The 24,617-nt window shown below is 46.9% G+C and carries 17 protein-coding genes; 3 read left to right on the plus strand and 14 right to left on the minus strand.

Annotated features, from left to right (window positions below; genetic code table 11):
- Nucleotides 1-16 precede the first annotated feature (16 nt).
- Nucleotides 17-355 (minus strand): PadR family transcriptional regulator, encoded by a 339-nt coding sequence (locus GJR95_RS16115; protein WP_162386851.1) that lies wholly within the window; start codon nucleotides 353-355, stop codon nucleotides 17-19.
- Between the two features lie 148 nt (nucleotides 356-503).
- Here GJR95_RS16115 and GJR95_RS16120 point away from each other — a divergent pair, with 148 nt between their 5' ends.
- On the plus strand, nucleotides 504-770 hold the full coding sequence (locus tag GJR95_RS16120) for a hypothetical protein (RefSeq protein ID WP_162386852.1): 267 nt from the start codon (nucleotides 504-506) through the stop codon (nucleotides 768-770).
- A 178-nt stretch (nucleotides 771-948) separates the two neighbouring features.
- On the opposite strand, the gene GJR95_RS16125 is transcribed toward GJR95_RS16120, so the two are convergent.
- The 12 genes from GJR95_RS16125 to GJR95_RS16180 form a co-directional block, all read right to left on the minus strand.
- Nucleotides 949-2,676 (minus strand): RagB/SusD family nutrient uptake outer membrane protein, encoded by a 1,728-nt coding sequence (locus GJR95_RS16125; RefSeq protein ID WP_162386853.1) that lies wholly within the window; start codon nucleotides 2,674-2,676, stop codon nucleotides 949-951.
- A 21-nt stretch (nucleotides 2,677-2,697) separates the two neighbouring features.
- Complete coding sequence (locus GJR95_RS16130; protein ID WP_232541202.1) at nucleotides 2,698-5,964, minus strand: SusC/RagA family TonB-linked outer membrane protein; 3,267 nt, start codon at nucleotides 5,962-5,964, stop codon at nucleotides 2,698-2,700.
- A 249-nt stretch (nucleotides 5,965-6,213) separates the two neighbouring features.
- Entirely contained in the window at nucleotides 6,214-7,314 is a 1,101-nt protein-coding gene (locus tag GJR95_RS16135) for a FecR family protein (protein ID WP_162386855.1), read from the minus strand.
- A gap of 50 nt (nucleotides 7,315-7,364) precedes the next feature.
- A complete protein-coding gene (locus tag GJR95_RS16140) occupies nucleotides 7,365-8,036 on the minus strand; it encodes an RNA polymerase sigma factor (RefSeq protein ID WP_232541203.1) in 672 nt (223 codons plus the stop codon).
- Between the two features lie 263 nt (nucleotides 8,037-8,299).
- Nucleotides 8,300-10,228 carry a CocE/NonD family hydrolase gene (locus tag GJR95_RS16145; RefSeq protein WP_162386856.1) on the minus strand — a complete coding sequence of 643 codons (1,929 nt, stop codon included), beginning with the start codon at nucleotides 10,226-10,228 and terminating at the stop codon, nucleotides 8,300-8,302.
- Between the two features lie 28 nt (nucleotides 10,229-10,256).
- On the minus strand, nucleotides 10,257-11,186 hold the full coding sequence (locus tag GJR95_RS16150; protein ID WP_162386857.1) for a ketopantoate reductase family protein: 930 nt from the start codon (nucleotides 11,184-11,186) through the stop codon (nucleotides 10,257-10,259).
- A gap of 422 nt (nucleotides 11,187-11,608) precedes the next feature.
- The gene (locus tag GJR95_RS16155; protein WP_232541204.1) at nucleotides 11,609-14,281 is read right to left on the minus strand and encodes an ABC transporter permease; all 2,673 of its coding nucleotides are present in this window, start codon (nucleotides 14,279-14,281) and stop codon (nucleotides 11,609-11,611) included.
- Between the two features lie 23 nt (nucleotides 14,282-14,304).
- Entirely contained in the window at nucleotides 14,305-16,971 is a 2,667-nt protein-coding gene (locus GJR95_RS16160) for an ABC transporter permease (RefSeq protein ID WP_232541205.1), read from the minus strand.
- Nucleotides 16,968-17,306 carry a PadR family transcriptional regulator gene (locus GJR95_RS16165; RefSeq protein WP_162386858.1) on the minus strand — a complete coding sequence of 113 codons (339 nt, stop codon included), beginning with the start codon at nucleotides 17,304-17,306 and terminating at the stop codon, nucleotides 16,968-16,970. The genes GJR95_RS16160 and GJR95_RS16165 overlap by 4 nt, the downstream gene beginning before the upstream one ends.
- A gap of 383 nt (nucleotides 17,307-17,689) precedes the next feature.
- The gene (locus GJR95_RS16170; RefSeq protein WP_162386859.1) at nucleotides 17,690-20,527 is read right to left on the minus strand and encodes a PAS domain-containing sensor histidine kinase; all 2,838 of its coding nucleotides are present in this window, start codon (nucleotides 20,525-20,527) and stop codon (nucleotides 17,690-17,692) included.
- Nucleotides 20,528-20,876: 349 nt separating this feature from the next.
- A complete protein-coding gene (locus GJR95_RS16175; protein WP_162386860.1) occupies nucleotides 20,877-21,074 on the minus strand; it encodes a hypothetical protein in 198 nt (65 codons plus the stop codon).
- Between the two features lie 222 nt (nucleotides 21,075-21,296).
- On the minus strand, nucleotides 21,297-21,773 hold the full coding sequence (locus GJR95_RS16180) for a cupin domain-containing protein (RefSeq protein WP_162386861.1): 477 nt from the start codon (nucleotides 21,771-21,773) through the stop codon (nucleotides 21,297-21,299).
- A gap of 366 nt (nucleotides 21,774-22,139) precedes the next feature.
- Here GJR95_RS16180 and GJR95_RS16185 point away from each other — a divergent pair, with 366 nt between their 5' ends.
- Nucleotides 22,140-22,472, plus strand: coding sequence for a hypothetical protein (locus GJR95_RS16185; protein ID WP_162386862.1), 333 nt, complete (start codon nucleotides 22,140-22,142; stop codon nucleotides 22,470-22,472).
- Between the two features lie 1,078 nt (nucleotides 22,473-23,550).
- On the opposite strand, the gene GJR95_RS16190 is transcribed toward GJR95_RS16185, so the two are convergent.
- Nucleotides 23,551-23,751, minus strand: coding sequence for a hypothetical protein (locus GJR95_RS16190; protein ID WP_162386863.1), 201 nt, complete (start codon nucleotides 23,749-23,751; stop codon nucleotides 23,551-23,553).
- A 386-nt stretch (nucleotides 23,752-24,137) separates the two neighbouring features.
- Between GJR95_RS16190 and GJR95_RS16200 the strand changes: the two genes are divergently transcribed.
- Entirely contained in the window at nucleotides 24,138-24,611 is a 474-nt protein-coding gene (locus tag GJR95_RS16200; RefSeq protein WP_162386865.1) for a hypothetical protein, read from the plus strand.
- The last annotated feature ends 6 nt before the right edge of the window (nucleotides 24,612-24,617 follow it).

A 24,617-nucleotide genomic window follows, 5' to 3' on the forward strand; every position in this document is an offset into this window, starting at 1 on the left:
TAATGTCTTATTTCGTTTAGCCACCAATGAGTTGAAGTTTGCCATCCGGAATGGCCTGCCACAACTGCTGACGCATCGCCTGGATCTCCAGCAGGGCTTTGCTGCCCAAGGCCGTTAGGGCAAAAAATCGTTTTCGCCTTCCACCCCGCTCGGCGGTGGCACCGCCCAACTGGGAGGATAAATACCCTTTTTCTTCGAGTCGGTATAGTGTTGCATGAACGGCGCTGATAGTAATGCTCCGACCGGTCTGCTGCTGAAGTTGTTCCCAGATAATGACTCCATAGGCTTCTCCCCCACAAGCGGCCAACACCAGTAGAACAACCTCTTCAAACTCTCCCAGAAAGGTTCTTTTCATGGAATTAGATTTTTATTGGTTTGTTATAATAAAGCAAAACAAATCTAATGCCAACTAACAACAGATGCCTGTCAGATCCATTTAAAGCCCATTTGACCTAAAAATCCAACCGCTAACTCGTCCAGAAACGGACAAAACCTGTACCATTATGGACAGTACCATCCGCTTCCGAATTCGTTTTTTACTTCTCAGGCCGTTGCTGTTCTGTCAGCGAAATCTGATCGGTTTGTGCATCCATGTGGGTAATACAACCGGATTCTTGTTTCGGGTAACGGCATGCTTTCAGGGCCTTGCTCCCACCCATGGAGCTAAAAAGTTATTGTGTTCCTTCGCATCGTCTACGAAATTGATACAATTAAATAAGCCCGAACCTTTGCAGATCCGGGCTTATTCAGTCGTCTTTTCAGAAACCTAATTCATACTAGTGCTCGGCCAATTTAACCCTATAAGCCGGGCCGCCGATGCGGTGTCAAAAATCACACCAGCGGCCCGGCTTATAGGGTAGTCATCAACCCCATTCATGACTAGTCCGTATAAAATAAAAATGGGAAGAGTACTAGGTTCGAACTAAAATTACGAGGCTAGTTGCTTACTCAGTAACCAGGGTTTTGTTTGAGCTGCGTGGAGACATTTAATACATTCTGACCAATTGGGAAAATAGCCGTGTGATCATCTGCATCGGGTTGTTTATCCCACCACGTGCCTTTATTGAACACACCCCACCGAATCAGGTCAGTGCGTCTGCGGCCTTCTACCAGAAATTCTCGTCCCCATTCATCCAGCATTTCCTGATCCGTTAGCTGACTGCCGTCGGGTTTATACAAACTTGACGAACCTGTAGGATAATTTCGTGCCCGAACCGTATTGAGGAGTACAGCGGCAGCAGCTTTGTCACCAGCCCGGTATTTGCATTCTGCAAGCGAATAATAAATCTCAGCCAGCCTGATTTCTGCATAGGCCGACGAAATTTTATTGAGGTCGCTACTCGGATAATACGGATATTTTACTGGGAATATCCCTGAGTTATGATCCGCATGGTTCATGTCCGATTCTTTATCCGTTATTTTTTTGCCTGGTTTCGCATCCAAGAACATACCCACCTGATCCCGTAAGTATAGCGCGTAAGGGCCTTTGTTGCTTCTTGCTGTATCGGCCTTCCCGCTAGTATTTGTGTAGGGCAAATAGCCATATAAGAACATACCCTCCCGTTTGCTGCTGCCTAAGTTTTTGTATTTTTTCAACCGGAAATCATCCGCGTATTTTTGAAATTTGATAAACGGTTTACCCATGGTGAACGAATACTCCGTACTATCAACATCCCGGCCCGGCTGCAAAGCATATTTGGGATTAGCCGTACCAAAATCGGTGAATCCAAAATAAAACGTGGCCTGGGTTGGTAACATCCAGAAATACATGCCGCCATCATACTGCCAGTGGGTCAGCGCAAAACTACCCGGAAAGCCAAAAACCGTCTCTGAAGAAGTGGAATTGGTATAATCAAACGGAGCGTCCCAGCGGCTTTCCAATGCATAGTTGCCGTATTTACCCGAAATGATATCCTGGCATACCGTCGCGCAATCGGCAAACCGGTCGGTACCGGTATATACCTTGGCATTCAGGTATAACCGGACCAGCAGGGCCGCAGCTCCTGCCTGGGTCCATCGACCAATGGCGTTGGCTCCTAAGCTTGCCCGTGCAGGCAGTTTGGGAATTGACTCTTTCAGTTCCTGTTCAATAAAGGTAAATGCTTCCTGAGGGGAAACCTGGGGACCTCCCTGGGATTCACCTTTTACTTTTTTTACCAGGATGATGTTACGATAAAAATCCAGCAGTCTGAGATTGAGCCAGGCCCTCAGCGTTCGAAGCTCAGCAATCATATCATCCAGTTCGGCCTGAGTCATGCTAAACTTGCCAGGGTCCGTAATGGCCTGCAAATCCTCCAGGGAATTCGTAGCCAGATTAACACCCTGGTAAAGGGCATTCCAGGCATCATTGGTGTACCCATCATTGGGAGTCCACGTGTGGTAATGAACACGCTGGTATTGCCCCCCATCGAACCAGTCGCCCTGCCGGTTGGGTGTCATCAGTTCATCCGTACTGTTTTCCTGAAGCATAAACGTTGCCCCACCCTGAATGCTCCAGTAACTGTGTTCAAAAGCACGCAGAAAATCACGGGTTACGTCGGCTTTTGTCTGGAGAAAATTTCCGGACGTAATTCTGTCATACAACACTTCATTCAGGTTCGTACAACCGCCTGTCAGCAGGAGAAAAACCGAGAGCGAAGCCCAGATTATATTCTTGAGAAATCGATTCCGTTTCATGGGATATATCGGTAATAAGGATTAGAACGTAAGCTGAAGACCCAGCAGTAACTGTGTGGTGGAGGGGTAATAATTCAGAGTACCATTATTGTCGCTGTTAGTATTCACCCCCGGATACAGGCCATTTACCTGGATTAAATCAGGGTCACCTCCGGTAAATTTGGTAAACGTCTTCAGGTTTCTGGTGGTCGCATAAACTCGAACGGAACGCAGGAATTTTACGGCCAGTGGCTGGGTATAACTCAGCGTTATGTTGTCGATTTTAACGAAGCTCCCCGGCTCCAGAAAGTAATCAGACAGCGCAGAGTAGGTAGCGGCATTCGTGAGTTTTGAATATTTACTCCCATTGTAGGCTGAAGTGAGCGTATTGGCATTTTGCTGGGTAGCAGGCGTACCTAAATAAAATGCGTAGGTGTTAAAGAGCTGATAGCCAAACGTACCGCGCAGAAAAACACTCAAATCCCATTTTCTGTACTTGAAATTATTCGTCAGACCAGCCGTAAACTTGGGAAGACCATTTCCGACAAACCGTTTGTCGTCATTGGTGGCTTTATTGGCGACGATGACATCACCTTTCTTGTTGTAAACCAGCAAGGCTCCTGTATCATCGACGCCAGCCGATTTTAGGGCATAAAAACTACCAATGCGGGTGTTTTCCTGTAAACGCTGAATATTACCCGGACTGCCCGGCGCTGGCATACCTACTACATCAATGTAGGTCTGGCCTTTATAGGCTTCATTGGAAAACGAAACAAATTTATTGCTGTTGGTTGCTCCGGCAAACGTCAGATTATAGCTGAAATCTTTCTGCGTAACGACGGCAGCGTTCAGCTGGATTTCCAGTCCTGAATTCTGCATTGTACCGACGTTGGCAAAAGTTGTTCCCTGAACATTGGGTGGATTCGGGACATTATACGAACCAAGCAGATCTTTATTGGTCCGGACATAATAGTTCAGGCTACCCGTCAGCCGACTGTTTTTGAACAGGTCGAAATCCAGGCCGACATTGAAATTGATTGCCTTTTCCCACCGCAGATCGTAATTCGTGTTCTGGCTTGGGCCCCAAACCTGATAGGAGGTGCCATTGTAGTTATAATAGCCATACCCGCTATACGTATCCAGTGACAGGTAATTACCAAAGTCCTGATTACCCGTTTCCCCGTAATCAGCCCGAAGTTTCAGTTCGTTTAACCAGGAAATGCCCTGCCCAAATTTCTCCTGCGTAATCCGCCAGCCCACCGATGCCGCCGGGAAATAGCCCCACTTATTGTCAAACCCGAATTTAGACGAGCCCTCCCGTCGAAGGCTGGCCGACAGGTAGTATTTCTGATCGAAATCATAATTCAGTCGGCCGAAAAAAGCCGCTAGTTTGGAGCTATTCCGATACGAGCCGACATTGTTGACGCCCTGTTGCAGATTCCAGAGTCCTGTTCCTAAATTATTGTAAGTCAGCACATCCGACGGAAAATTCTCGTTGGAGGCATTAAAGCCCGAAGACGTAAAGAACTGATACGAATACCCGGCGAGCAGCTTAATGGAATGTTTTTGACGGTCAAGTGCATAATTACCCGTCCATTCAAAGCTTTTCTGATCATTTTCATCCAGCGATTGGGAAGCCGTATTGCGTCCCGTTCCATTAATTACGGTTGTCAGGGTTGAAGGACTGAATTTTTCGTTTCGAAACGACGAACTCACTTCACCCAGGGTGACCATTGTGCTCAGATTATCGAGCAGGTTCAGCTTAAATGAACCATTAAGATCCAGGTATTTTACGTCCTGTTGAGACTGGGCCATTCGGGCATTCTCTACGGGGTTGTTGGCAAAAAAGCCAGACGTGATATAAGCGTATTTGCCCGTATTGTCGTACAGTGGTTGCGTAGGATTAAGCGTTAGGGCATAATTGAATCCACTGTAATCGGCCAGGTTGGTTTTTGTGTACCGGGGTGCTGCGCTGAAGGTAATGGCATACAGGTTATTCTCGGATGTATGATTAATGTTCACCCGACCGCCATATTCCTGCTTCGATGAGCGCAGGTCGATTCCCGTAGCATTTCGATAGTCAAGAGAGGTAAAATAATTGGTTTTCCCATTGCCCCCGGAAAACTGTAATGTATGTTTCTGGGAAAAAGCGGGATCACGGCTGACGGACTTTAACCAGTTGGTGTTCCCGCCCAGGTCTACCCCCCGTTTATTGGCCAGAAACTCGTCTTTGGAAAGCACCGACAGTTTGTTGGTGATGAAATCAAACGACCCATAACTATCATAAAAAATGCGGGATTCATTGGAGCCTTTTTTAGTCGTAATGACAATCACTCCATTACTTCCCCGCGTTCCGTAAATAGCCGAAGCCGCCCCACCTTTCAGCACATCGATGGACTCAATTTCATTTTGGTTGATGTTATCCAGATTACCACCCGGTATACCATTGATGACAAACAGCGGGCCTAAGCCTGCACTACGCGACGATACGCCCCGTAACTGGATACTGGGCGTTGAATTGGGGTCTCCGGCAGCGGTGTTGGTTACCGACAAACCGGCGACTTTCCCCTGAATGGCCATCAATGGGCTGTTGCTGCCAACCCGGAGCAGATCCTGCGAGGATAGGTGCGTAATGGCACTGGTAACTTCCTTGCGGCTCAGCGAGCCATAGCCAACTACAACAACTTCGTTGATTGATTTCACGTCGGTCTTCAACTGAATATTCAGCGTGGTCTGATTGCCAACCGATGCCTCCTGCGTCGCGAAACCAACAAAACTAAACACAAGGGTCTGTGGGCCATCGGGAATGGTCAATTTATAGGTACCCGATGCATCGGTCGCTGATCCGCGCGACGTTCCTTTTACCAGCACACTGACACCGGGTAACACTTCCCCTTTTTCATCGGTCACTTTCCCCGAAATAGTTCGATCTTCGGGCGCAATAATGGCCTCAATAAATTCTTCTTCCTGCAACCCAACCGGCGACTCGGGAGTGCGGGCTAAAATGATCTGATCACCCGATACGCTGAAACTGACCTGCAACGGAGGAAGCAGTTTTTCCAGCACATCCTTCAGGGTACTATTCTGTACCCTCAGCGAAACAAGCCGTCTTGACGGCACAATTTGAGGGCTATACGAAAACCGAACATTAGCCGCTTTTTCAATGCTGCGCAGAACAGTCTTCATGTTTTCTTTCTGGATATTCAGGCTTAACCGGCGGTTAAGCAATTCCTGTGCTGATGCATCATTAGCCAAGGAAATACCCACAAAAAATAAGGCCAGCAGAATTTGTATGAACGTGATTTTCATACACCTTAGTAAGTAAGGGTTTACTTTTTTCATATTTTTGACTGGTTGGTTCGGTTTTGTAGAATCGGACAAAATAATCCCTATCCCCCCTCTTTAGGGGCGGCATCTCAGTAGGGTAAACCGTTTGGCCAATGGTGCTCGCACCACCATTGGCTTTTTCGATTACTAAGAAAAGATCGTGATTAGGTTTTCATGGCTGTTCATCGTTAAGGTTAAGAAGGTAAGTAAAGAGAAGCGACACGGAGAGGTTTATTGACAACGCCCACCATTGATGATCACCTGCCCATCAATGATTTCATACGTAGCCCCAAAGGTTTTGCAGATAACAGCCAACTTCCCTTCGAACGGTTCAGCGACCAGCGATGCATTTAACTGGCAATTCGCCAAGGCTTCCTGATTGTAGCGAATAGTGATCCCGTAAGCCTGCTCGATATCCTGAAACACCTTTGTCAAAGGCGCATCGTCGTAGGTGAAACGAGTGATCTGTGGCTGAATGGCGGGTAATACCTGGGGCGAATCGGCCAGGCTCTTAATAAATTGCTCGGTTAGTCGGGAAAAGACGACCTGTTGATTCGGGTGCAATAAAACGCCCTTCCGATTAAGTGTTTTTGTGGCCGGTTGGTCCCGGTAAACGGATACCTGCCCCGATTGAACATTGACCCGAACGTCGGGTTCATCCGCAAAAGCGCGAACAACAAATTTTGTCCCTATAACCTTGGTAACCAACCCATTGGCGTAAACCAGGAATGGAATATTGGCATTCTTCGTTACGGTAAATGTTGCTTCGCCCAGCAGGTAGACGGATCGGGTATGCTGGTTAAATTCAGCGGCATAGCTGAATTTGCTACCGGGCGATAGCCAGACCGTTGATCCATCTGACAATCGAAAAGACTGGGGCTTATCCTGCTGATTTACCTTTTCTGTCGGCGTTTGCTTCAGAACGGCAATTTGCCGCTCGTAAGTTGGCTCCAGCCGATTTGTTTGCCAGGGCTGCCAGACTCCTAGCCCAATGACTAACAACACCGATGCCGCGGCTACCCAGGGCATCCAGGCTGACTTACGAACTGTTTTCTTTGCCAGGCTCTGCTGCGCATTGGTTTGTTTAATTCGCAGCAGGAGATGATGAATCGCATCTTCGGACAAATGAGTCTGGGCATACTCATTCAGACCCAGCCGAATGGCCTCTAATAGGTCAACTGCCTGCTTCCACTCTCCGTGCCGCTGTAGATTCAGTTGGAGCCACTGCTCCCAAAATGCCGTTGATTGGGTTGTCGGAGCCAGTTGATGATTGACAAAGTCATCGTCGGTCAGAAAGTCAGCGGGAGAAAAGCGATCGTAAGCCGGTTGCACAATCTACAGGTTTTGGCAGTAGATGACGACTTTGGCAAAACATACTCACTTTAACCTAAAAAAATATTGAAAAAAGTAAAGAACCCTAAAACGATCCACCCACGGAGTTTTTCAACAGCGCGAAAAACCAGGTTTTGCGCCGACTGCTTATTTACATCCATCACTTCGCCAATCTGGCTATAATCCATATTCTCAATAAAGCGTAATTTAATGGCTTCCTGCTGGCGAGGAGGAAGCTGAGCAATGAGTCGTTTCAATCGTTCCTGCTGCGTATTGGCCTGAGCCACTTCTTCCAGTCGTTCAATCTCATTTGGTTCTGCCCAAAGGTCTTCGAAATCAGCTTCCGCCAACGATTGATAAGGTCGTTCTTTACGAACGAGTAAATGTAGAATTCGGGTTTTAAGTGCCTTTAACAAATAATAGCGAACGTTGTCAGGGGTAGAAAGCCGTGTTCGCTTGACCCAGATTTCAGTGAAGACATCATGTACGCAGTCCAGAACAAATGCTTCAGAAGCGGCTACCAGACTTATTCCATAGCGATACATGGCTCGAACGTGCAATTGGTAAAGTTGCGTGTAGGCCTCCTCGTCTCCAGTCTGAAAGGCCTGCCAAAGTTGTTTTTCATCCACTTGTTGAGTTCCTCGTTTGCCTTCGCTTAAGTCATCGCTACGTTTTTCGATCGTATTCGGCGAACCTGTTGTTCCGCAGAATGATACGGTCAAACGAATAGCTGCTTAAGGTGTATTTCGACTAAAACCAATTCAATAAGCTATCCCAAAACAGCGCATCTAAAAGGGCAACAAATGTAGTGGTATTATAGCAGACAGAGAAAAACTATAGCATCGTTTTATTCTCACTAAAACCCGATCTCAATCGATCTTTCGTGAGAATAAAGTGCAAATTTTTTATAGCCGGTTTTTTGAAGGGTGCACGGTTTCAAACAATGGCACCCTCTGAGCGAAAACGTTGAATCAGGTATAACTATTTATTTCAGTACGGGCAATTCAATGACTGAGTTATCATATACCCGGTGAATGGCTTTACTAAAATCGTCGCTCTTCGCCTTGTAAATATTCTCGACGTACTTCTGCGGGTTTCGATCAATTAGTGGAAACCAGCTACTCTGCACCTGAATCATTAATCGATGCCCTTTTTTGAAGGTGTGCAGTATATCCTGTAGCTGGAGATTGACGTCGGTTATTTCCCCAGCTTTAAAGGGTTCCGGCTTTTCAAACGAATGCCGAAATCGGCCACGCATAACCTCCGATCGGACCATTTGCTGATAATTTCCAAGTGTTTTTTTGGGGTTGGCCAGATATGGGTGACCTGGCTCATTGGGCGGATACACATCGATTAGCTTAACTACCCAATCGGCATCAGTGCCCGACGTGCTAACCTTTAACTTTGCTTTAATTAAACCACCCAGTGTCAGATCTTCGGTCAACACCTCCGTCTGATAAGTCAGTACGTCTGCGCGCTGGCTGGCGAATCGCTGGTCGGCCGACATGTACTTGTTCAGGGGTGTAAAATCATCTACTGTTGTTTTCTCTTCTGAAAATGGAACCGGGTTCAACGGGTCACTGACGAACTCTTCGTACTTATTCCCGCTACCGCCCTGCGCAGCCAGTTTATGCTCAGTAGTCAAGTAAACCGGCCTGATTTGCACCGCAGCGGCAGGCCACTGGTCAAAGGTTCGCCATTCTTTTTTACCCGTGTCGAATAAATAGGCTTCAGGTAAGCCCGTTTTGCCATCGCCGGGCCCTTTCAGAAAATGATCAAAGAATCTGGCTTCGATATTCCGCTGGTAAAACGTGGCGATACTATCCCCAAAATAAATATCCCCATGTAGGCTATGGCCTGTCTCATTCGACCACTCGCGGTGACCGAATGGGCCCATCACCAGGGTATTATAAACGCCCGGATTATTTTTCTCAACAGTTTTGTAAATAGTAAGCGGGCCATATAAATCCTCGGCATCGAACCAGCCGCCCACGGTCATCAGGGCTGGTTTGATGTTTTTGAGGTGCGGAATAATGCTGCGTTTCTGCCAGAATTCGTCGTAGTTTGGGTGCTCAACGGTTTCTTTCCAGAAGAAATTAGTTTTGTAGTATTGATTGGCATTGGTTAATGGCCCCAACTCATAATGCCACCGAAAGCTATCCTGCGTGCCAGCATCGATGAACTGATCGGCAAACCAGGCTTTAGTTGTCGGTTGTGGACGCTGTACACCAAATAGTGGGTAGGCAAACAGCGCCATTTGTACAAAGGCTCCATTGTGATGAAAATCTTCAAAGAAAAGGTCAGAAACAGGTGCCTGAGGTGAAGCGGCTTTTAGGGCCGGGTGAGCTGCTACGGCTCCGGCAATCGTGTAAAAGCCAGGATAACTGATTCCCCATTGCCCAACCCGGCCATTGTTGGTCGGAATAGTCTTCAGGAGCCAGTCAATGGTATCGTAGGTATCCGAACTTTCATCAATGGCCGGAGTCAATTGACCAACAGGCACCTTGCCTTTTGGGGCAGTATGAGCCGCGACGGATGGCTTTCGATCACTCGTGACCGGTGTCATATTCGTAAAATTGCCTTCCGAAGCCCAACGCCCACGTACATCCTGATAAACGAAAATATACTTCTCGCGCATTAGCTGAACTGAAGGCCCTACCTGTTCAGGGTACGCATCGGCCCCATAGGGAGCCACGCCATAACAGGTACGAAATAAGAGAAACGGATATTTTTGGGTTGGAGAAGCATCCTTCGGAATGTAAACGGCAGTATGTAGCCTAACCCCATCGCGCATAGGAATTTTGTATTCCAGCTTCCGGTACGAATTGCGAACGAACTGGCCTGATTGAGCAGAGAGAGTCGACGGAAAAAGGACACTCAGCAGGATCCCTACGATACAAACGATTTTAAGCATAGTAATTAGAAGCGATCAGGGTCTCGAACTACCCTATTTGTGCACTGAGTCTGGCTTTAAGCCTCGTTAGTTCTCCAAGGAGTCGGGTTTCGCCGACTGGTGTTTCTGGAGTAAGCTGTTCAGCGATGCGGACAATTTCAAAATTCAGGGTTTCAATCTCCGTTTCCCGTTTATGATTGATGTCGACCAATGTTGAAATGAACTGACCGTCAGATAACTTGCTAATGGTGAGCAATTTATCTTCGACGGCTGCTGCAGATAGTTCTACACCGGCTGCTGCTGCAACCTGAACACATTCCTTGATGATTCGTTTTGCCAGAGCAAGCACGTCGGCTTCCCGGTGAAACACGCCGTTGTCAATGTCCAGCAAGGGGCAAATGGAATTGAAAACGCTATTGACAATTGCCTTTTCCCAGATTACCGGCTGGATGTTTGGCTCGGCTCTAAAGGGAAATAACGGACTATTTATTTTTTCGACGAGTGCGTTCAGATCTGGCTCATTACCCTTAATCGGGCCAACGGGAGATATGGTTACAGGCTTGTAGCGAATGCTGGATTCTGTTAGAAGCTGACTGGTCGTAAAGAGCACACATCGGTAAAGGTGAGGGAAACCTGCCTCTATAAACGGCCGTTCAACGCCCAGCCCGTTCTGCAACAGAACAACGGGAGAACTACCAATTTTATCGATCAGCTTAACCGCCAGGCCTACATTCCCAAACGACTTGTTGGTGAGCAGGATGATGCCTGTTAACGTGGGATAGTTGCTCAGAGAACCACATTCAATCTCTGCTTTAAGCTGCGAGCCATCACTGAGCTGGAGTGTTAATTTTTGTATAAATGCCGTTCCATCGTCCACACGACCCTGGATAAGTACCACTTTTTTTTGGGCGTGATGAAGGCAAACGGCCAGTGCCTTACCGATGGCACCCGAACCAACGATATAGATGATGTCACTCATATAGGTTGAAATAGATCAGATACTATAATCAATCCCGACGAATGGATACCCAATTGCTCAATAATTGGCGAACTAAAGGAAATCCGGGGATATAATGAGCTATAATTCGAGTCAAGTCATCCACATTCCAGTTCGCGATCTCATTCCTCAGCGAAAGGCAGTGTATCTGTACTATAAAGCATGGGATGTCCCTCAACGAATGGACAAAGATGCGCAAGGCTTTGGGAGGAAAACAGATACAGTTTTAATAATTTAGAGCATACCAGATTTAAGTTGATCTCACCAGGAGCATGAAAGTCGGGGCCTGATTGAAGCCCGCCCATACGTTTGTCAATAAACCTATAAGGTTTTAAAAACTGCTATGGCGGCCCGGCTTATAGGTCTAACTTGGCCGAGCACTTGTACCAAAAGCTCACTTAGATTTATTCACTTTTCAGACTCTTGACAGGGTTCAATAAAGCGGCTTTAATGGCCTGATAACTGATTGTCAGTAACGTGATTGCTAACGCCAGAATCAGCACGACTAAAAATACGCCAATCCCAATCGTTATTTTATAGGTATAGCTTTCCAGCCATTGGTTCATGGCATACCAGGCAATCGGCGAAGCGATCAAACAGGAAACAATCACTAACTGAACGAAATCTCTGGATAGTAATCCCCAAAGATTGGTTACGCTGGCCCCCAGCACTTTACGGATCCCAATTTCTTTGGTGCGTTGTTCGGCCATGAAGGAGGCCAGCCCAAATAAGCCCAAACAGGAAATGAAGATGGCCAGCAACGAAACAATGGCCGACAGGTTGCCAATGAGTTCTTCGTAGTTGAATTTTTTAGTGTACTCCGTATCGGCAAATTTATAATCGAAGGGAAAACCCGGATTGTATTTATCAAAAATCGGGGTTATTCGTTTGATCGCTTCCGAAGAGGCTACGTTTGGGTTTATCCGTACAGAAATCGTACCTACCCAATCTTTTTCAAAAATAACGGTCAATGGTGAGACAGCCCGATAGGGCGATTCCATCATGATATCGGGCAGAACGCCAACGACTATTCGATCACTACCATTCCATTTGACGAGCTCGCCTACGGGATGTTTCAGCCCCATTCGTTTAACGGCCGCTTCATTCAGAAGTACCCCTATTGAATCGGTACTAAAATCTCTGGAAAAATCTCGTCCTTCCTTAAGTTTAATGCCTATTGTTTTAGTGTAGTCGTAACTCGTGGCAATCGTTTTGAACCCTACGGATTTATCGTTGGGCGTTGAGCCTTTCCATTCCCATCCATTATTGCTACTCCAGATTTGAGTCGGGGGCGAATTGGTTTTACAAATAGATGATACCATTCCTGAAGCCAGCAATTCGGCCCTAAGTGGTTCGAAATGTTTAATTAAATCGTGAGAGGAATTTACGGATATGAGTCCTTTATTATTAAAGCCAACGGGTCGATTTTTGCCGTGCTGGATCTGCTGATAAATGATAATGGTCCCAATCATCAGCACAATCGAAAAGGTGAACTGGATAACGACCAGAATTTTTCGGGGCAACGACGCATTTTTTCCGACATGAACGCCCCCTTTGAGGATCTTGACCGGATTGAACGACGACAGATAAAGGGCGGGATAACTGCCTGCCAACAGGCCCGTGAATAGAGTGAAAATCAGCAGGATTCCCCAGAAAACCGGATTGCCAATCTGAAGAACCAGTTGCTTTTCGGTAAGCGTATTGAAGTAGGGCAGCACAATAAATACCAGGCCTAAGGCCAATACCAAAGCCATCAGGGCAATCAAAAGTGATTCGCTCAAAAACTGACCAATAAGCTGCTCCCGGCCTGATCCGATGGCTTTTCGAACCCCCACTTCTTTGGCTCGTTTTTCGGAGCGGGCCGTGCTGAGGTTCATAAAATTAATGCAGGCGATCACCAAAATAAACAAACCAAAAATGCCAAACAGACGCACGTATTTGATAAAGCCACCCGTATTTTTCCCCTCGGAAAATTCAGAATATAACCGCCATTTTGACATGGGATAAATAAATACTTCGGGCTTCGTACTCTTTTGGGTAACCTCGTCATTTAGATGGCTCAATACAATGTCCTTGATTTTGGCATTCGTTTTTTCGGGTGTTATGCCATCTTTGAGCTGGACAAATACCTGGTATGAATTGTCGGCCCAGTTGGCTTCAGCCCTTTTTATATAGTCGGCCCGTTGGGCAGCCTGCAAATGCCATGGCACCAGATAATCAAACTGTAATCCAGCATTTTCGGGTTGTTTGGCTACGACGGCAGTTACTTTTAAATCGACCGTATTATCCATTCGCACGGTTTTGCCGATGGGGTCCTTATCGCCAAAAAGAGCCTGGGCCGTTTCGTCTGTAAGTACAATCGAATAGGGCTCTTTCAATGGATTTTTATCCCCATTCAATACCTGTAACGAAAACATATCAATAGCATCCTGACCAATGTAATGTCCATCTTTCAGGAATTTCTGATTGCCTACTACCAATGAACGGTTAGATCCCCAATCGCACATGGCCGTTGCTTTAAAGTCGGGGTACTTTGCTTTTAATTCGTCGCCCAATGGAAAGGGTATCGCATCCTGTGTCCCTCTACGACCATCGAAGGTTTGGTTCATTTTGACCTGGTAAAGGGTCTCGTAGTTTTTGTAATGTTTGTTGGCCGATACTTCATCAGTGATCCAGAGGCCAATCAGCATCGCCACCGCCATGCCTACCGCCAATCCGCCAATGTTGATGGCCGAATAGGACTTGTTTTTGACCAGATTACGAAAGGCGATGGTTAAATACGAACGGATCATGTCAGGATGGAGAAAGGATTTAGGAACATCAGTGAATTTCGAGTAACGGGCTTTGACTTGGGGAGCGGCTTGTCGTCGCCAGAGCCGGGGATGCAACAGCAACAGTAAATCCACTACGTACAACAGTCGCGCTTTGGCGTAGCCATATCGCTGACCTCGCATCTGGAACAGCTCATCCATATCGCCCTGAATTTCTTCCCGTAGATGCGGAGCCGTGATTCGCTTCAGCAACTGCTGAGCCCAGCGGGGGGGCTGGTCCGGGCAGATTCTTTGGTTTTGACTCATAGCCAGTGGATTACCAATCCGATTTATTCACTTTTCAGACTCTTGACTGGGTTCAACAGGCCAGCTTTGATTGCCTGGTAGCTAACGGTCAATAAGGTAATCATCAGAGCCAGTACAAGTACTGACAGGAAGACCCCAACCTGAATGTCTATTTTGTACGTATAGCTTTCCAGCCATTGGTTCATGGCATACCAGGCAATCGGCGAAGCGATCAAACAGGAAACAATCACTAACTGAACGAAATCTCTGGATAGCAATCCCCACACATTGGCGACACTGGCTCCCAGCACTTTACGGATCCCAATTTCTTTGGTTCGTTGTTCGGCCATAAAGGAGGCCAGCCCAAATAAGCCCAAACAGGAAATGAAGATGGCCAGCAACGAAACAATGGCCGACAGGTTGCCGATGAGTTCTTCGTAGTTGAATTTTTTGGTGTACTCCGTATCGGCAAACTTATAATCGAAGGGATAACCCGGATTGTATTTATCAAAAATCGGGGCAATTTTGCTGATAGCTACCGAAGACGCCACCGCCGGATTGATTCGCACGCAAATAAAACCGACCCAGTTCTTTTCAAAAAGAATAGTCATTGGTGCGACGGCGCGATAGGGTGACCATTCCACAACGATGTCGGGGATTACACCAACAACTGTCCGATCTTTCCCGGCCCAATGTAGTATCTCACCTATGGGATGTTTCAACCCCATACGTTTTACGGCCGCTTCATTTAAGAGTACCCCTGTGGAATCAGTCGTAAAGTCCCGCGAAAAATCCCGCCCTTCCTTGAGTTTGATCCCCATCGTTTTGATGTAATCGAAATTGGTGGCAATGGTCGTGAAAATGGAGGATTTATCGTCGGGTGTCGATCCCTTCCACTCCCAGCCACCATTGGAACTCCACCATTGGGTTGGTGGTGAATTGGATTTGCAAATTGAGGATACTGCACCGGTAGCTAGTAACTCGGTCCGAAGGGCTTCAAAATGGTCAACTAAATCGTTAGAGGAATTCACTGAAATGAGCCCTTTGTTGGTAAAACCAATCGGGCGATTTTTGCCGTGCTGGATCTGCTGATAAATGATGATGGTACTAATCATGAGCACCGTAGAAAAGGTGAATTGTACGACGACCAGAATCTTTCGGGGCAATGACGCATTTTTCCCGACATGAACGCCCCCTTTGAGGATCTTGACCGGATTGAACGACGACAGATAAAGGGCGGGATAACTACCAGCCAGCAATCCCGTAAAGGCTGTAAAAACTACGATAACACACCAAAAAACAGGATTCCCAAAGTCGATGGACATCGTTTTTTCGGTAAGCGTATTGAAATAAGGCATCGCCAGCAAGACGATACCCAAAGCCAGCACAAGTGCCATAAAGGCAATCAGGGTTGACTCGCTCAAAAACTGCCCGATGAGTTGCTCACGACCCGAGCCAACGGCTTTTCGAACGCCCACTTCTTTAGCCCGTTTTTCGGAACGGGCTGTACTGAGGTTCATAAAATTGATACAGGCAATCACCAGAATAAATAAGCCAAAAATGCCAAACAGACGCACATATTTAATAAAACCACCTGTGTTTTTCCCCTCGGTAAACTCCGAATACAGCCGCCATTTTGCCATGGGATGCAGGAACAATTCGGGCTTTACGCGAGAAATCGCATTGGCATCATTTGATGTGTGGCTTAAGATCACATCCTTTATTTTTGCATTGGTTTGTGCTGGATCTACGCCCTCTTTAAGCTGCACAAAAACGCCCCAACCGTTATTTTGCCAGTTCGTTTTCAGTTTTTTACCTACCCAATCATAGATTTTCTCCTGCAAATGCCACGGCAGTAAATAATCAAATTGCAGTGTAGCATTTTGGGGTTGTTTGGCAACCACTGCGGTTACTTTTAAATCCACTGAATTATCCATTTTGAGGATTTTGCCAATAGGGTCCTGATCACCGAAAAGAGCATGAGCTGTTTCATCCGAAAGCACAATCGAATACGGCTCCTTCAATGGGTTTTTATTCCCATTCAGGATGGTCAGCGAAAACATATCAATGGCATCTTCGCCAATGAAAAGCCCCTGTTTTAGGAATTTCTGATTGCCAACGATCAACGATCGATTGCCCTCTCCCCTGTCATACATCGCTACCGCTTTAAAATCCGGGTATTTAGACCTTAGTTCTTCACCCACGGGAAACGGTAAAGCATCCTGCGTACCTCTGGTACCATCAAACGTCTGGCTCATTTTGACCTGGTAAAGGGTCTCGTAGTTTTTGTGGTGCTTATTGGCCGATACTTCATCAGTGATCCAGAGGCCAATCAGCATCGCCACCGCCATGCCTACCGCCAATCCGCCAATGTTGATGGCCGAATAGGACTTGTTTTTGACCAGATTACGAAAGGCGATGGTTAAATACGAACGGATCATGTCAGGATGGAGAAAGGATTTAGGAACATCAGTGAATTTCGAGTAACGGGCTTTGACTTGGGGAGCGGCTTGTCGTCGCCAGAGCCGGGGATGCAACAGCAACAGTAAATCCACTACGTACAACAGTCGCGCTTTGGCGTAGCCATATCGCTGACCTCGCATCTGGAACAGCTCATCCATATCGCCCTGAATTTCTTCCCGTAGATGCGGAGCCGTAATTCGCTTCAGCAACTGCTGAGCCCAGCGGGGGGCTGTGGGTTTCCGATTCATGCTACACCTCCTCCAAACGCTGCTTTGGGAATATCGGCCCATAGGTCGTTTCGGATTCTTCGCGCTTCCTGCAACACCTGCTCACCGGCAGCGGTTACCGTAAACAGTCGTTTACGCCGACCTCCCCGTTCGGCAGTAGACTCACCGAAACGGGAGTTTACCAGTCCTTTTTCTTCGAGCCGTTGCATGGTGCGATGAACAGCCCCTAAGCTCATGGGACGCTCCAGTCGCTGCCCGAGTTCCTCAACGACTGCCACACTGTAAGCGTCATCGTAGAGCAGGGCGATGGTCAGGAGTACCACCTCCTCAAATTCTCCTAACTGCGTGCCTTTCATGCCTAAGCGGTATAAATTTTGGCTTGTGCTTAGTTGCCAGATGTATGATACTCTTTTGCATAGCAAATAGGTCGCCAACTTAGTAAAAAGCCATTTAGAGCATGCAGCGAGGTCTTTTGTCGGGAGGGGCAAGCCGATTATTGTCCATTAACGGACATTTCCTGTACGATTCAGGACAGCTAGATGTAGAGCACTGATTTGATCAGGAGAGTTGTCAAATTGCGATCAGCATCGTCCCGAATTCGCGTCAATAAACGCTCTCCTTAACTGTTAGACGCTTCCAGCATGGCTCGTAAAGATCCAATTATAGAGAAGCCACTTCCTACCCAGGCTGCGCAATGCCTCGTTGGTTTAAGCTATAAGTTGTAAGAAAGTAAGTAGTGTCATTGACTTAAGACGGGTAAATAGACACTAAAGGTAGCACCCTGGCCGGGCAGGCTCCTGGCCGTAATCAATCCGCCATGATTGGTTACCACTTTTTGACAAATCGCCAGGCCAATTCCCGTTCCAGCAAACTCATCCTTGCCATGTAGTCGCTGGAATACCTGAAAGATGCGGTCCAGGTATTTTTCATCAAACCCGATTCCATTATCAATCACATCAATACACTGGTAAAAGACAGTTGGTCTGGCGGGCTTTGGTAACCCTTCCAGATCCGTGGCCCGTACCCGGTGTGCCCGTACCAGAATCTGGGGAGGCTGATTAGTTCCCGATCCATCAGGACGACTAAACTTGAGTGCATTACTCAATAGGTTCTGAAACAATTGCTCCAGTTGCATTGCATCACCATGCACCATTGGCAATTCGTCCACAACAAGCTCCGCGTTCGTTTCCCCAATGGCTATGGCCAGGTTATCCAATACAACAGCAATAACCTCGTTCAGCGCCACCGAATCAGTGGGGGCTGGGCTTGTCGAAATACGGGAAAAAGCCAGCAGGTCTTTGATGAGTCGGGACATGCGACGGGCCGCCAACTGCATCCGCTCCAGATGAGACCGGCCTTCCCCAAGGGATTCACCATACCGATTGATCAACAGATCACCAAACTGCTGAACCTTGCGCAAAGGCTCCTGTAGGTCGTGGGAAGCAATATAAGCAAACTGTTCCAGGTTCTGATTGGACCGGGTGAGGAGAAGATTCGCTTCTTCAAGTCGTTGATTGGCCAGCATCACTTCTTCACTGGCAGCCATAAGTTCTTCGTTATTGGCCGCCAGCTCTTCATTGATAGCTTCCAATTCTTCCGTACGCTGTTGCACCTGCTGCTCCAGAGCAAGCTGTAGATGCCGTTGCGTGGTCACATCCTGCACAGTACCACTAATTCGGTAGGCCACACCCTCCTCATCGAAGTAGGCTTTGCCCTGAGCCCGAAGGATACGTTCCTGGCCTGTGTACGCAGCTTCCACGGTATATTCGATATCATAGATACCCGTTGAGCCCCGCGCAATCGCCCGAGCAATCGATTCCTGGATCAGGGGCAAGTCTATTTTCCGGATGGCCGCAACCGATTGCTCCTGGGTGATGGGCCCAGCAGCATCCAGACCGTACCAGCCCCTAAGTCGGGGAGAATAGTCGATCTGGCCCGTAAACAGATTGATTTCCCAGGTGCCTAACTGGGCTAGCTCAATTGCCCCCTGAAGGGCTGTTTCAGCTTCTTCCACTTTCTGGCGCGCTACTACCTGCCCCGTTACATCGGAGGCCGTGACGATAACACCGTATACAGCTCCGGCTGTATTATGTAAGGCTTTGTAGATACAGTCGTAATACGCCCAATCTGCTTTATCTGAGCGCATTACCTGTATTTTCACTTCAGGCAGGTAATACGTTTCTCCCGATGTAAACACCTGTTCAAGCGGTTGTGCGAGGGGCGTTTCAATTAATTCGGGGATAGCCTCCCGAAAGGTTTTTCCAATGATGGTCGCATCTCGTCCCAGCAAAGCCAGCATCTTTTCATTAACCGTGCGGATGATCATATCCTGCCCCACAAAAACTACCTTGGCCACCGGAGAATGGTGAAACACATTCCGGGAGAACAGCTCACTTTCTTCCAGTGTCCGTTGGGCCAGCATTTCCGGTCGCCTATCCCGCATAACAGCGCCCACCGCCATGGGCTGTCCACTATAAGGATCATCGATGCGAATCGTGTTATTAAAAACAGGGAAGATCTCTCCCGTTTTCAGGTGGCGCACCAGCATCTCTCCCGACCAGCTTCCGGTATTCATCACGGAGGGCAGCACCTCTTTTTCAACTAAGTCAAAATGTTCAGGAGCATGAAGTTGAGCGATCGGGGTTTGCTGAACCTGTTGAACATTCTCGAAGCCCAGCATGGCTATTCCAGCCTTATTGATATAGGAGTTTTTGCCATCCAGTTCCAGAATAGACATCAACTCAATGCTGTTATCGACCAGAGTAAGCAGTTTTCGTTCCATTTCCTGGGCAGCCAGTTCGGGCCGTAAGTCCCGCATGGTAAAGCCTCTTCCCAGGGGTTTTCCGGAATGAGGATCATCGATCCGGATACCACTTGCCTGACAGGGAATTGGCTCGCCAGTTTTAAAATGCTTTAGTTCTACCCTTCCTGTCCAATGACCCTGACTCAGTAGGATTGGAAGGGCTACCTCCTGAATCAGGCGATAGTTTTCCGGCGAATAGAAATCTTCAACGAATTTTACGGCCTGCAGATCTTCTTTATCCAGACCCACCAGTACTCGGCCTGCCTCATTAATATAGGTGAGTCTGCCCTCTAAATCGGCGATGGCCATAAAACTGAGACCATTATCGACAAGTGCCAGCAATTTCTGCTGGTCATTATGCATAACTACCTCCCTGGTAATTTCTTCAATGATCGAAAACAGGCTTTGAGTTTGTCCACTTTCGTCATTGAGTAGGGTTGTGTGGAGCTTAAGCCAGATCGGTTGGCCATTTTTATGAATGCAGCGAACCTGGGCATCTAGTGAATCCTGCTCTCCTGTTACTATCTTATCGAGCTGGTTTTCAAGGAGATTTAATTCATCGGGATGCATCACCAGCCCAAACGGATTCGTAATCAATTCATCGGGCGAGTAGCCCGTCAGTTGCCCAAAGGCGTTATTAACGTGGATTACTGTACCAGTAAGCCGGGTAATTACCAGACCCACCGCAGCCCTGCTAAAGGCGGTAGCAAGGTGTCTTTCTACCGGCCGAAGCGCTTGCTTCCTGCCTCGTGATGAGGTAGTCTGTTTCTTCACTAGGTTCTACTTGTTGGTAATATCTTTTTAATGTGATAAAAAGCAAAACAAACCGCTGGTATAACCTACTGAATAGCGACCTAACTGAGTCAGTCGGTGATGGTAAACAATGAACTGCACTTCGTTTCCGTGTCGCCGAATCATTAGGTGGCTATCACTGGAGAGCGAAAACAACGGCCTGTAAAACCATCATTTCCCCATCTCCTTTCCAGGAAAAGAGATTAAAGTAGTCGTACGTAGCCCCATAGGTAGAGCATGTCCCTAGATTCAGCGACAGGAAAATGGGTTCATTCCGAATCGGATGAAGAGAATGAAACCCAGTATAAACCCGTTCTCACTCGAAATTGGGCTAAAAATGATGGACTGCCGTACCCGTTACAATATTTATTCCCTCTTTTACCTGCTCGGGCGTTTGCTTAACCCGGTAGGAATCGTCGGATAAAAAAATCTGAGAACCCGATCTATAGGGGATAATAGCGGTGATTGCTGCTACATTAATAACTACGGCAATATCCTGAATAGTAATAAACTCAATAAAATGTGTCATCGATCTGATTAGGGTAGCAATAAAGGTAACAAAAAACGCCCACTCTCAAATTGAGTCGGGCGTTTGCTCGTCTACATCACTTCTTTTGTAACGGCAAAAGTATACTAATTCGGCCGGAAAGACTGGCAATAAATTCTCTATGAAAAAGCCAGGCCTCGTTTGAAGCCTGGCTTTTTCACCGCCTGGGTGACCCAATTCTATCAATAGGCGGCCAAGATCTGTTTACGCAAACCGTGCCCCGTATCGCTCTGTTAAGCGCGATACCAATAAAGCCAGCGCATCGGCCGGAGGTGGTCCCTTAGGAGCCTCCAGGGTTGTGGGGGCCTGCTCAATTGGTTGACTGAACTCCACAAAATAGTTTGCAAAATCGCCAGGCGTGATCAGAGTCAGCATACGCGCCTGTTCGGTCTGTAGAGTAAACAGGTGTTCAATGTTACGGGGCGCAAAGACCGCCTGGCCAACCTCGCCAATGATTACCTGATCACCAATCTCGAACCGAATGGTGCCATCGAGAATGTAAAACGTTTCATCTTCTCGGGTGTGTAGATGACGGGGCGGTTCAGCTCCTTTTGGCAACGTAATGTCAATGATTGAAAAACTACCGCCGGTCTGCTCTGGTGAGATAAGCACCCGAAAAAAGCCACCATTGTAGGCACGCAGGTCATTCACCTGGATAAAAGAGGGTTGTTCAGTTAGCATTTGTTCAGTTAAAAAGATACTTTGTGTTGGTAATTAGTTAAGTACAGGGCTTTGAGCCGTGCCACCGCAGCCGGTCGCAACGGCGGACCGTGGTTTGTTTGCGCATTATCAGTAACCGTGGCACGGCTCAAAGCCTTGTACTGAAACAAAGTTGGGTAAGAAGCAAAGCGAACTCAACGGTGACCTAAGTGAACTAACGGTATAGGAATTCTAATTGCGTTTTTTGCCGGATGAACTGGTTTGCGGTCTGTTGCCGGTTTATCAGTATTCTCGCCCCTCTCCTATTTCTCTACCCCTACGATTTCTCAACATTTACCGGCCTGATCCGTTAGCTAGTTAAGTAACCGTGATTAACTACCAGCCAGAATGAGCAAAGACTCGGAAAAATTGAAAGTAATCTTTTATGAATCTGCCTCAGAGGGCAAACAAAGCGGTGTTATCGCGGATGGGTATTTCGGCTTTGTACCCACCTTTAAAGAAGGCGATGCGATCAATATTACCATCGCTCAACGCAAGTCAGGTCAGGCAGCCGTTCGTAATCCGATTGGTCATAAAACCCATCGCGTACTGGCCACCGATTGGGTTGTCATGATTGATGAGCTATCTAAAGAAGCGCTGGCAACGCTTATCGTTTCGGTATCGAAGATCGACGTGACGCCAGCGTCAACACCACCTGCCGAGAATCCAATCCAAAACTAAACTTCAGTCAAATCGCTAACTGACTGAAGAATAGTGCTAAACAAAAACGCCCGGCTTCAACATGAGCCGGGCGTTCTGCATCTATCCACACCGCTGACAGCTAGGTGCTGTCAGTTTACTTAAACTTTAAACCGCTTATAGTACTACAAAAGAGCTGAAACGTACCAGTAAGTTAGCAACAGATTTATAAAGTTAATTCGTCCAGGATTGACATGACCACTCCATGTGCAACACGATCGATTGGATGGCAATACAGTTAAGACAATAAAAAAACGCCCAGTTTCAAGATGAACCGGGCGTTCGATGTTCTACATCATTTCTTTGTAACGACACCAGTAAAAGTAACTCAGGCAGCAACACAACTCATTAATTTTCAATGAAAAATACTGGCTTCGGGCCGAATCAATCCGGCAAATTCGATGTAGAATTATCAATTTAGCTCTTTGGCTGTCGTTCATTGCCTAACGTGAAGTTTACTGCCAACACTGAATTGTAACTGCTGGTCTGGTTTTACGCACACCACATACCGGGAAATCAATTTCGCATTGGCAGACTAAGGGTTTAAATCCAGCTTCACCTCTTCTGGTTAACCTGTTTATGTTTAACAGGACAATAGATAGGAATACAGGGCTCCTGCTCTGGCCAATGGCTGAGCAGGGCTTATTCTCTTTTTTTCCAACACGTAGCAGGTAATCAATTCAGATGACTTCGGTCAAGCTAAAACAATAGTCTGCTGGCTGAGCGCGGTTTTTACTCCTTCTTCCGTTTTTATTGATACTCTTCCCGCCGTATTATGAACCCGAATCATAATGATCGTCAGTTTTACTGGGCCATTTATATCCTCCTGTTTATTTTCATCTTAGTTGCGGTGCTGTTTGTAATGCTACGAATGGTTACCAGGTATTGGCTGTAATGTCGCTGGTATGCAATCGTAAAATCTCCTTTTCACGAATCGTTAGATCATAAAAAGCCAAAAGGCGTTTCGGTTAAATCCATGCCACGATTTGTTGTGTATCATTAGTAACCGTGGCACGGATTTAACCGAAACACCAGGCTAAAAAACCTATTCGCTCCGGTGCTAACTGTTCCTGAGTTGGTAAAGATCAAGTTGTAAACGCGTAACTTGCCTGCGACAGTAGACCAGTTGGTCGGTCGGCGCATGTGTTTCCCGTAAATAGTCCTGAAGTTGAAGCCACTCATCCAGATGCCGCTCGGTGAGTGCCATTGGGGTTAGGTCAGGCTCCTTTTGGAGCAGGGTTCCAGCAGATTGATTATCCATGGTAGTAGATCATAATAAGTTAATAACTGAGGAGCAGTTATCAAGCTAATGTACTTCTTTTTATTTTATTCAATTTATTCTCCTAATGATCCTATAACTATCTTTTGAGAATTTGTTCTTATTAATAAATGAGGAAGCCATCGCTACTAATCAACCGGCCGTCTCTGGTCCAGAAGATGAAACCAGCAGTAGTGATGAGCGAAGGATTAAATCCGTATCCCAGGGAAGGCAATCCGTTGAATAAGCCTTATCTTTTGGCCATTTCTGGGGTAGCTAGAGTGCTGTGGTATAGTTCAGAATACTTTTTGTATGCCAACGAACGGCGATTTTAAGTAGAAAACAAATCCTATAAATCACTAGACTACTAAATAGTCTACTTTCATTACATGAAGTACCTTTCACTTATTGTTTGTTATTTTTTTCTGTTTGCCTGTGCGCCATCTAAAAAGAAGGTTTGCGAAAAGATTGACGACGGCATTCGTACCTATCTGGAAAAGGTTGCTTCGAAGCAAAACAAGGAACTGACGATCAATCAGTTAACGACTATTGATTTTGAGATGGTCGGCGCCGGTCGACTGGATACACTTATCCAGCAAAACTATGGCAAAAAAATATCCCGTTTTTTAACTCTTCAGAAGACCGCTACCAATCAGGCAAACGTGAGAGCCTATCAGGACTCGGTTAACTACTACGCCAAACTCGACTCGCTCACTACGCTGCAAATCACCACCAGATGGCGTGACCCAAAAGTTTATTACTATTCCAAAACCATAGTTAACATGACGACTGGCGATCAGAAGCTAGTCGATACGATGCGGTATGCGCTTGATAAGTCGTTTAAATTAATGCCTTTGCTCTGAAATAAG

Origin of the sequence: Spirosoma endbachense, from assembly GCF_010233585.1 — a bacterium.
Lineage (GTDB): Bacteria > Bacteroidota > Bacteroidia > Cytophagales > Spirosomataceae > Spirosoma > Spirosoma endbachense.

Coding starts and splice junctions, on each gene's coding strand:
- GJR95_RS16150 (WP_162386857.1), bottom strand. CDS start 11,186: ATGAGTGACATCATCTATATCGTTGGTTCGGGTGCCATCGGTAAGGCA.
- GJR95_RS16145 (WP_162386856.1), bottom strand. CDS start 10,228: ATGCTTAAAATCGTTTGTATCGTAGGGATCCTGCTGAGTGTCCTTTTT.
- GJR95_RS16165 (WP_162386858.1), bottom strand. CDS start 17,306: ATGAAAGGCACGCAGTTAGGAGAATTTGAGGAGGTGGTACTCCTGACC.
- GJR95_RS16120 (WP_162386852.1), top strand. CDS start 504: ATGGACAGTACCATCCGCTTCCGAATTCGTTTTTTACTTCTCAGGCCG.
- GJR95_RS16185 (WP_162386862.1), top strand. CDS start 22,140: ATGAGCAAAGACTCGGAAAAATTGAAAGTAATCTTTTATGAATCTGCC.
- GJR95_RS16175 (WP_162386860.1), bottom strand. CDS start 21,074: ATGACACATTTTATTGAGTTTATTACTATTCAGGATATTGCCGTAGTT.
- GJR95_RS16190 (WP_162386863.1), bottom strand. CDS start 23,751: ATGGATAATCAATCTGCTGGAACCCTGCTCCAAAAGGAGCCTGACCTA.
- GJR95_RS16200 (WP_162386865.1), top strand. CDS start 24,138: ATGAAGTACCTTTCACTTATTGTTTGTTATTTTTTTCTGTTTGCCTGT.
- GJR95_RS16180 (WP_162386861.1), bottom strand. CDS start 21,773: ATGCTAACTGAACAACCCTCTTTTATCCAGGTGAATGACCTGCGTGCC.
- GJR95_RS16125 (WP_162386853.1), bottom strand. CDS start 2,676: ATGAAACGGAATCGATTTCTCAAGAATATAATCTGGGCTTCGCTCTCG.
- GJR95_RS16155 (WP_232541204.1), bottom strand. CDS start 14,281: ATGAGTCAAAACCAAAGAATCTGCCCGGACCAGCCCCCCCGCTGGGCT.
- GJR95_RS16130 (WP_232541202.1), bottom strand. CDS start 5,964: ATGAAAATCACGTTCATACAAATTCTGCTGGCCTTATTTTTTGTGGGT.
- GJR95_RS16115 (WP_162386851.1), bottom strand. CDS start 355: ATGAAAAGAACCTTTCTGGGAGAGTTTGAAGAGGTTGTTCTACTGGTG.
- GJR95_RS16160 (WP_232541205.1), bottom strand. CDS start 16,971: ATGAATCGGAAACCCACAGCCCCCCGCTGGGCTCAGCAGTTGCTGAAG.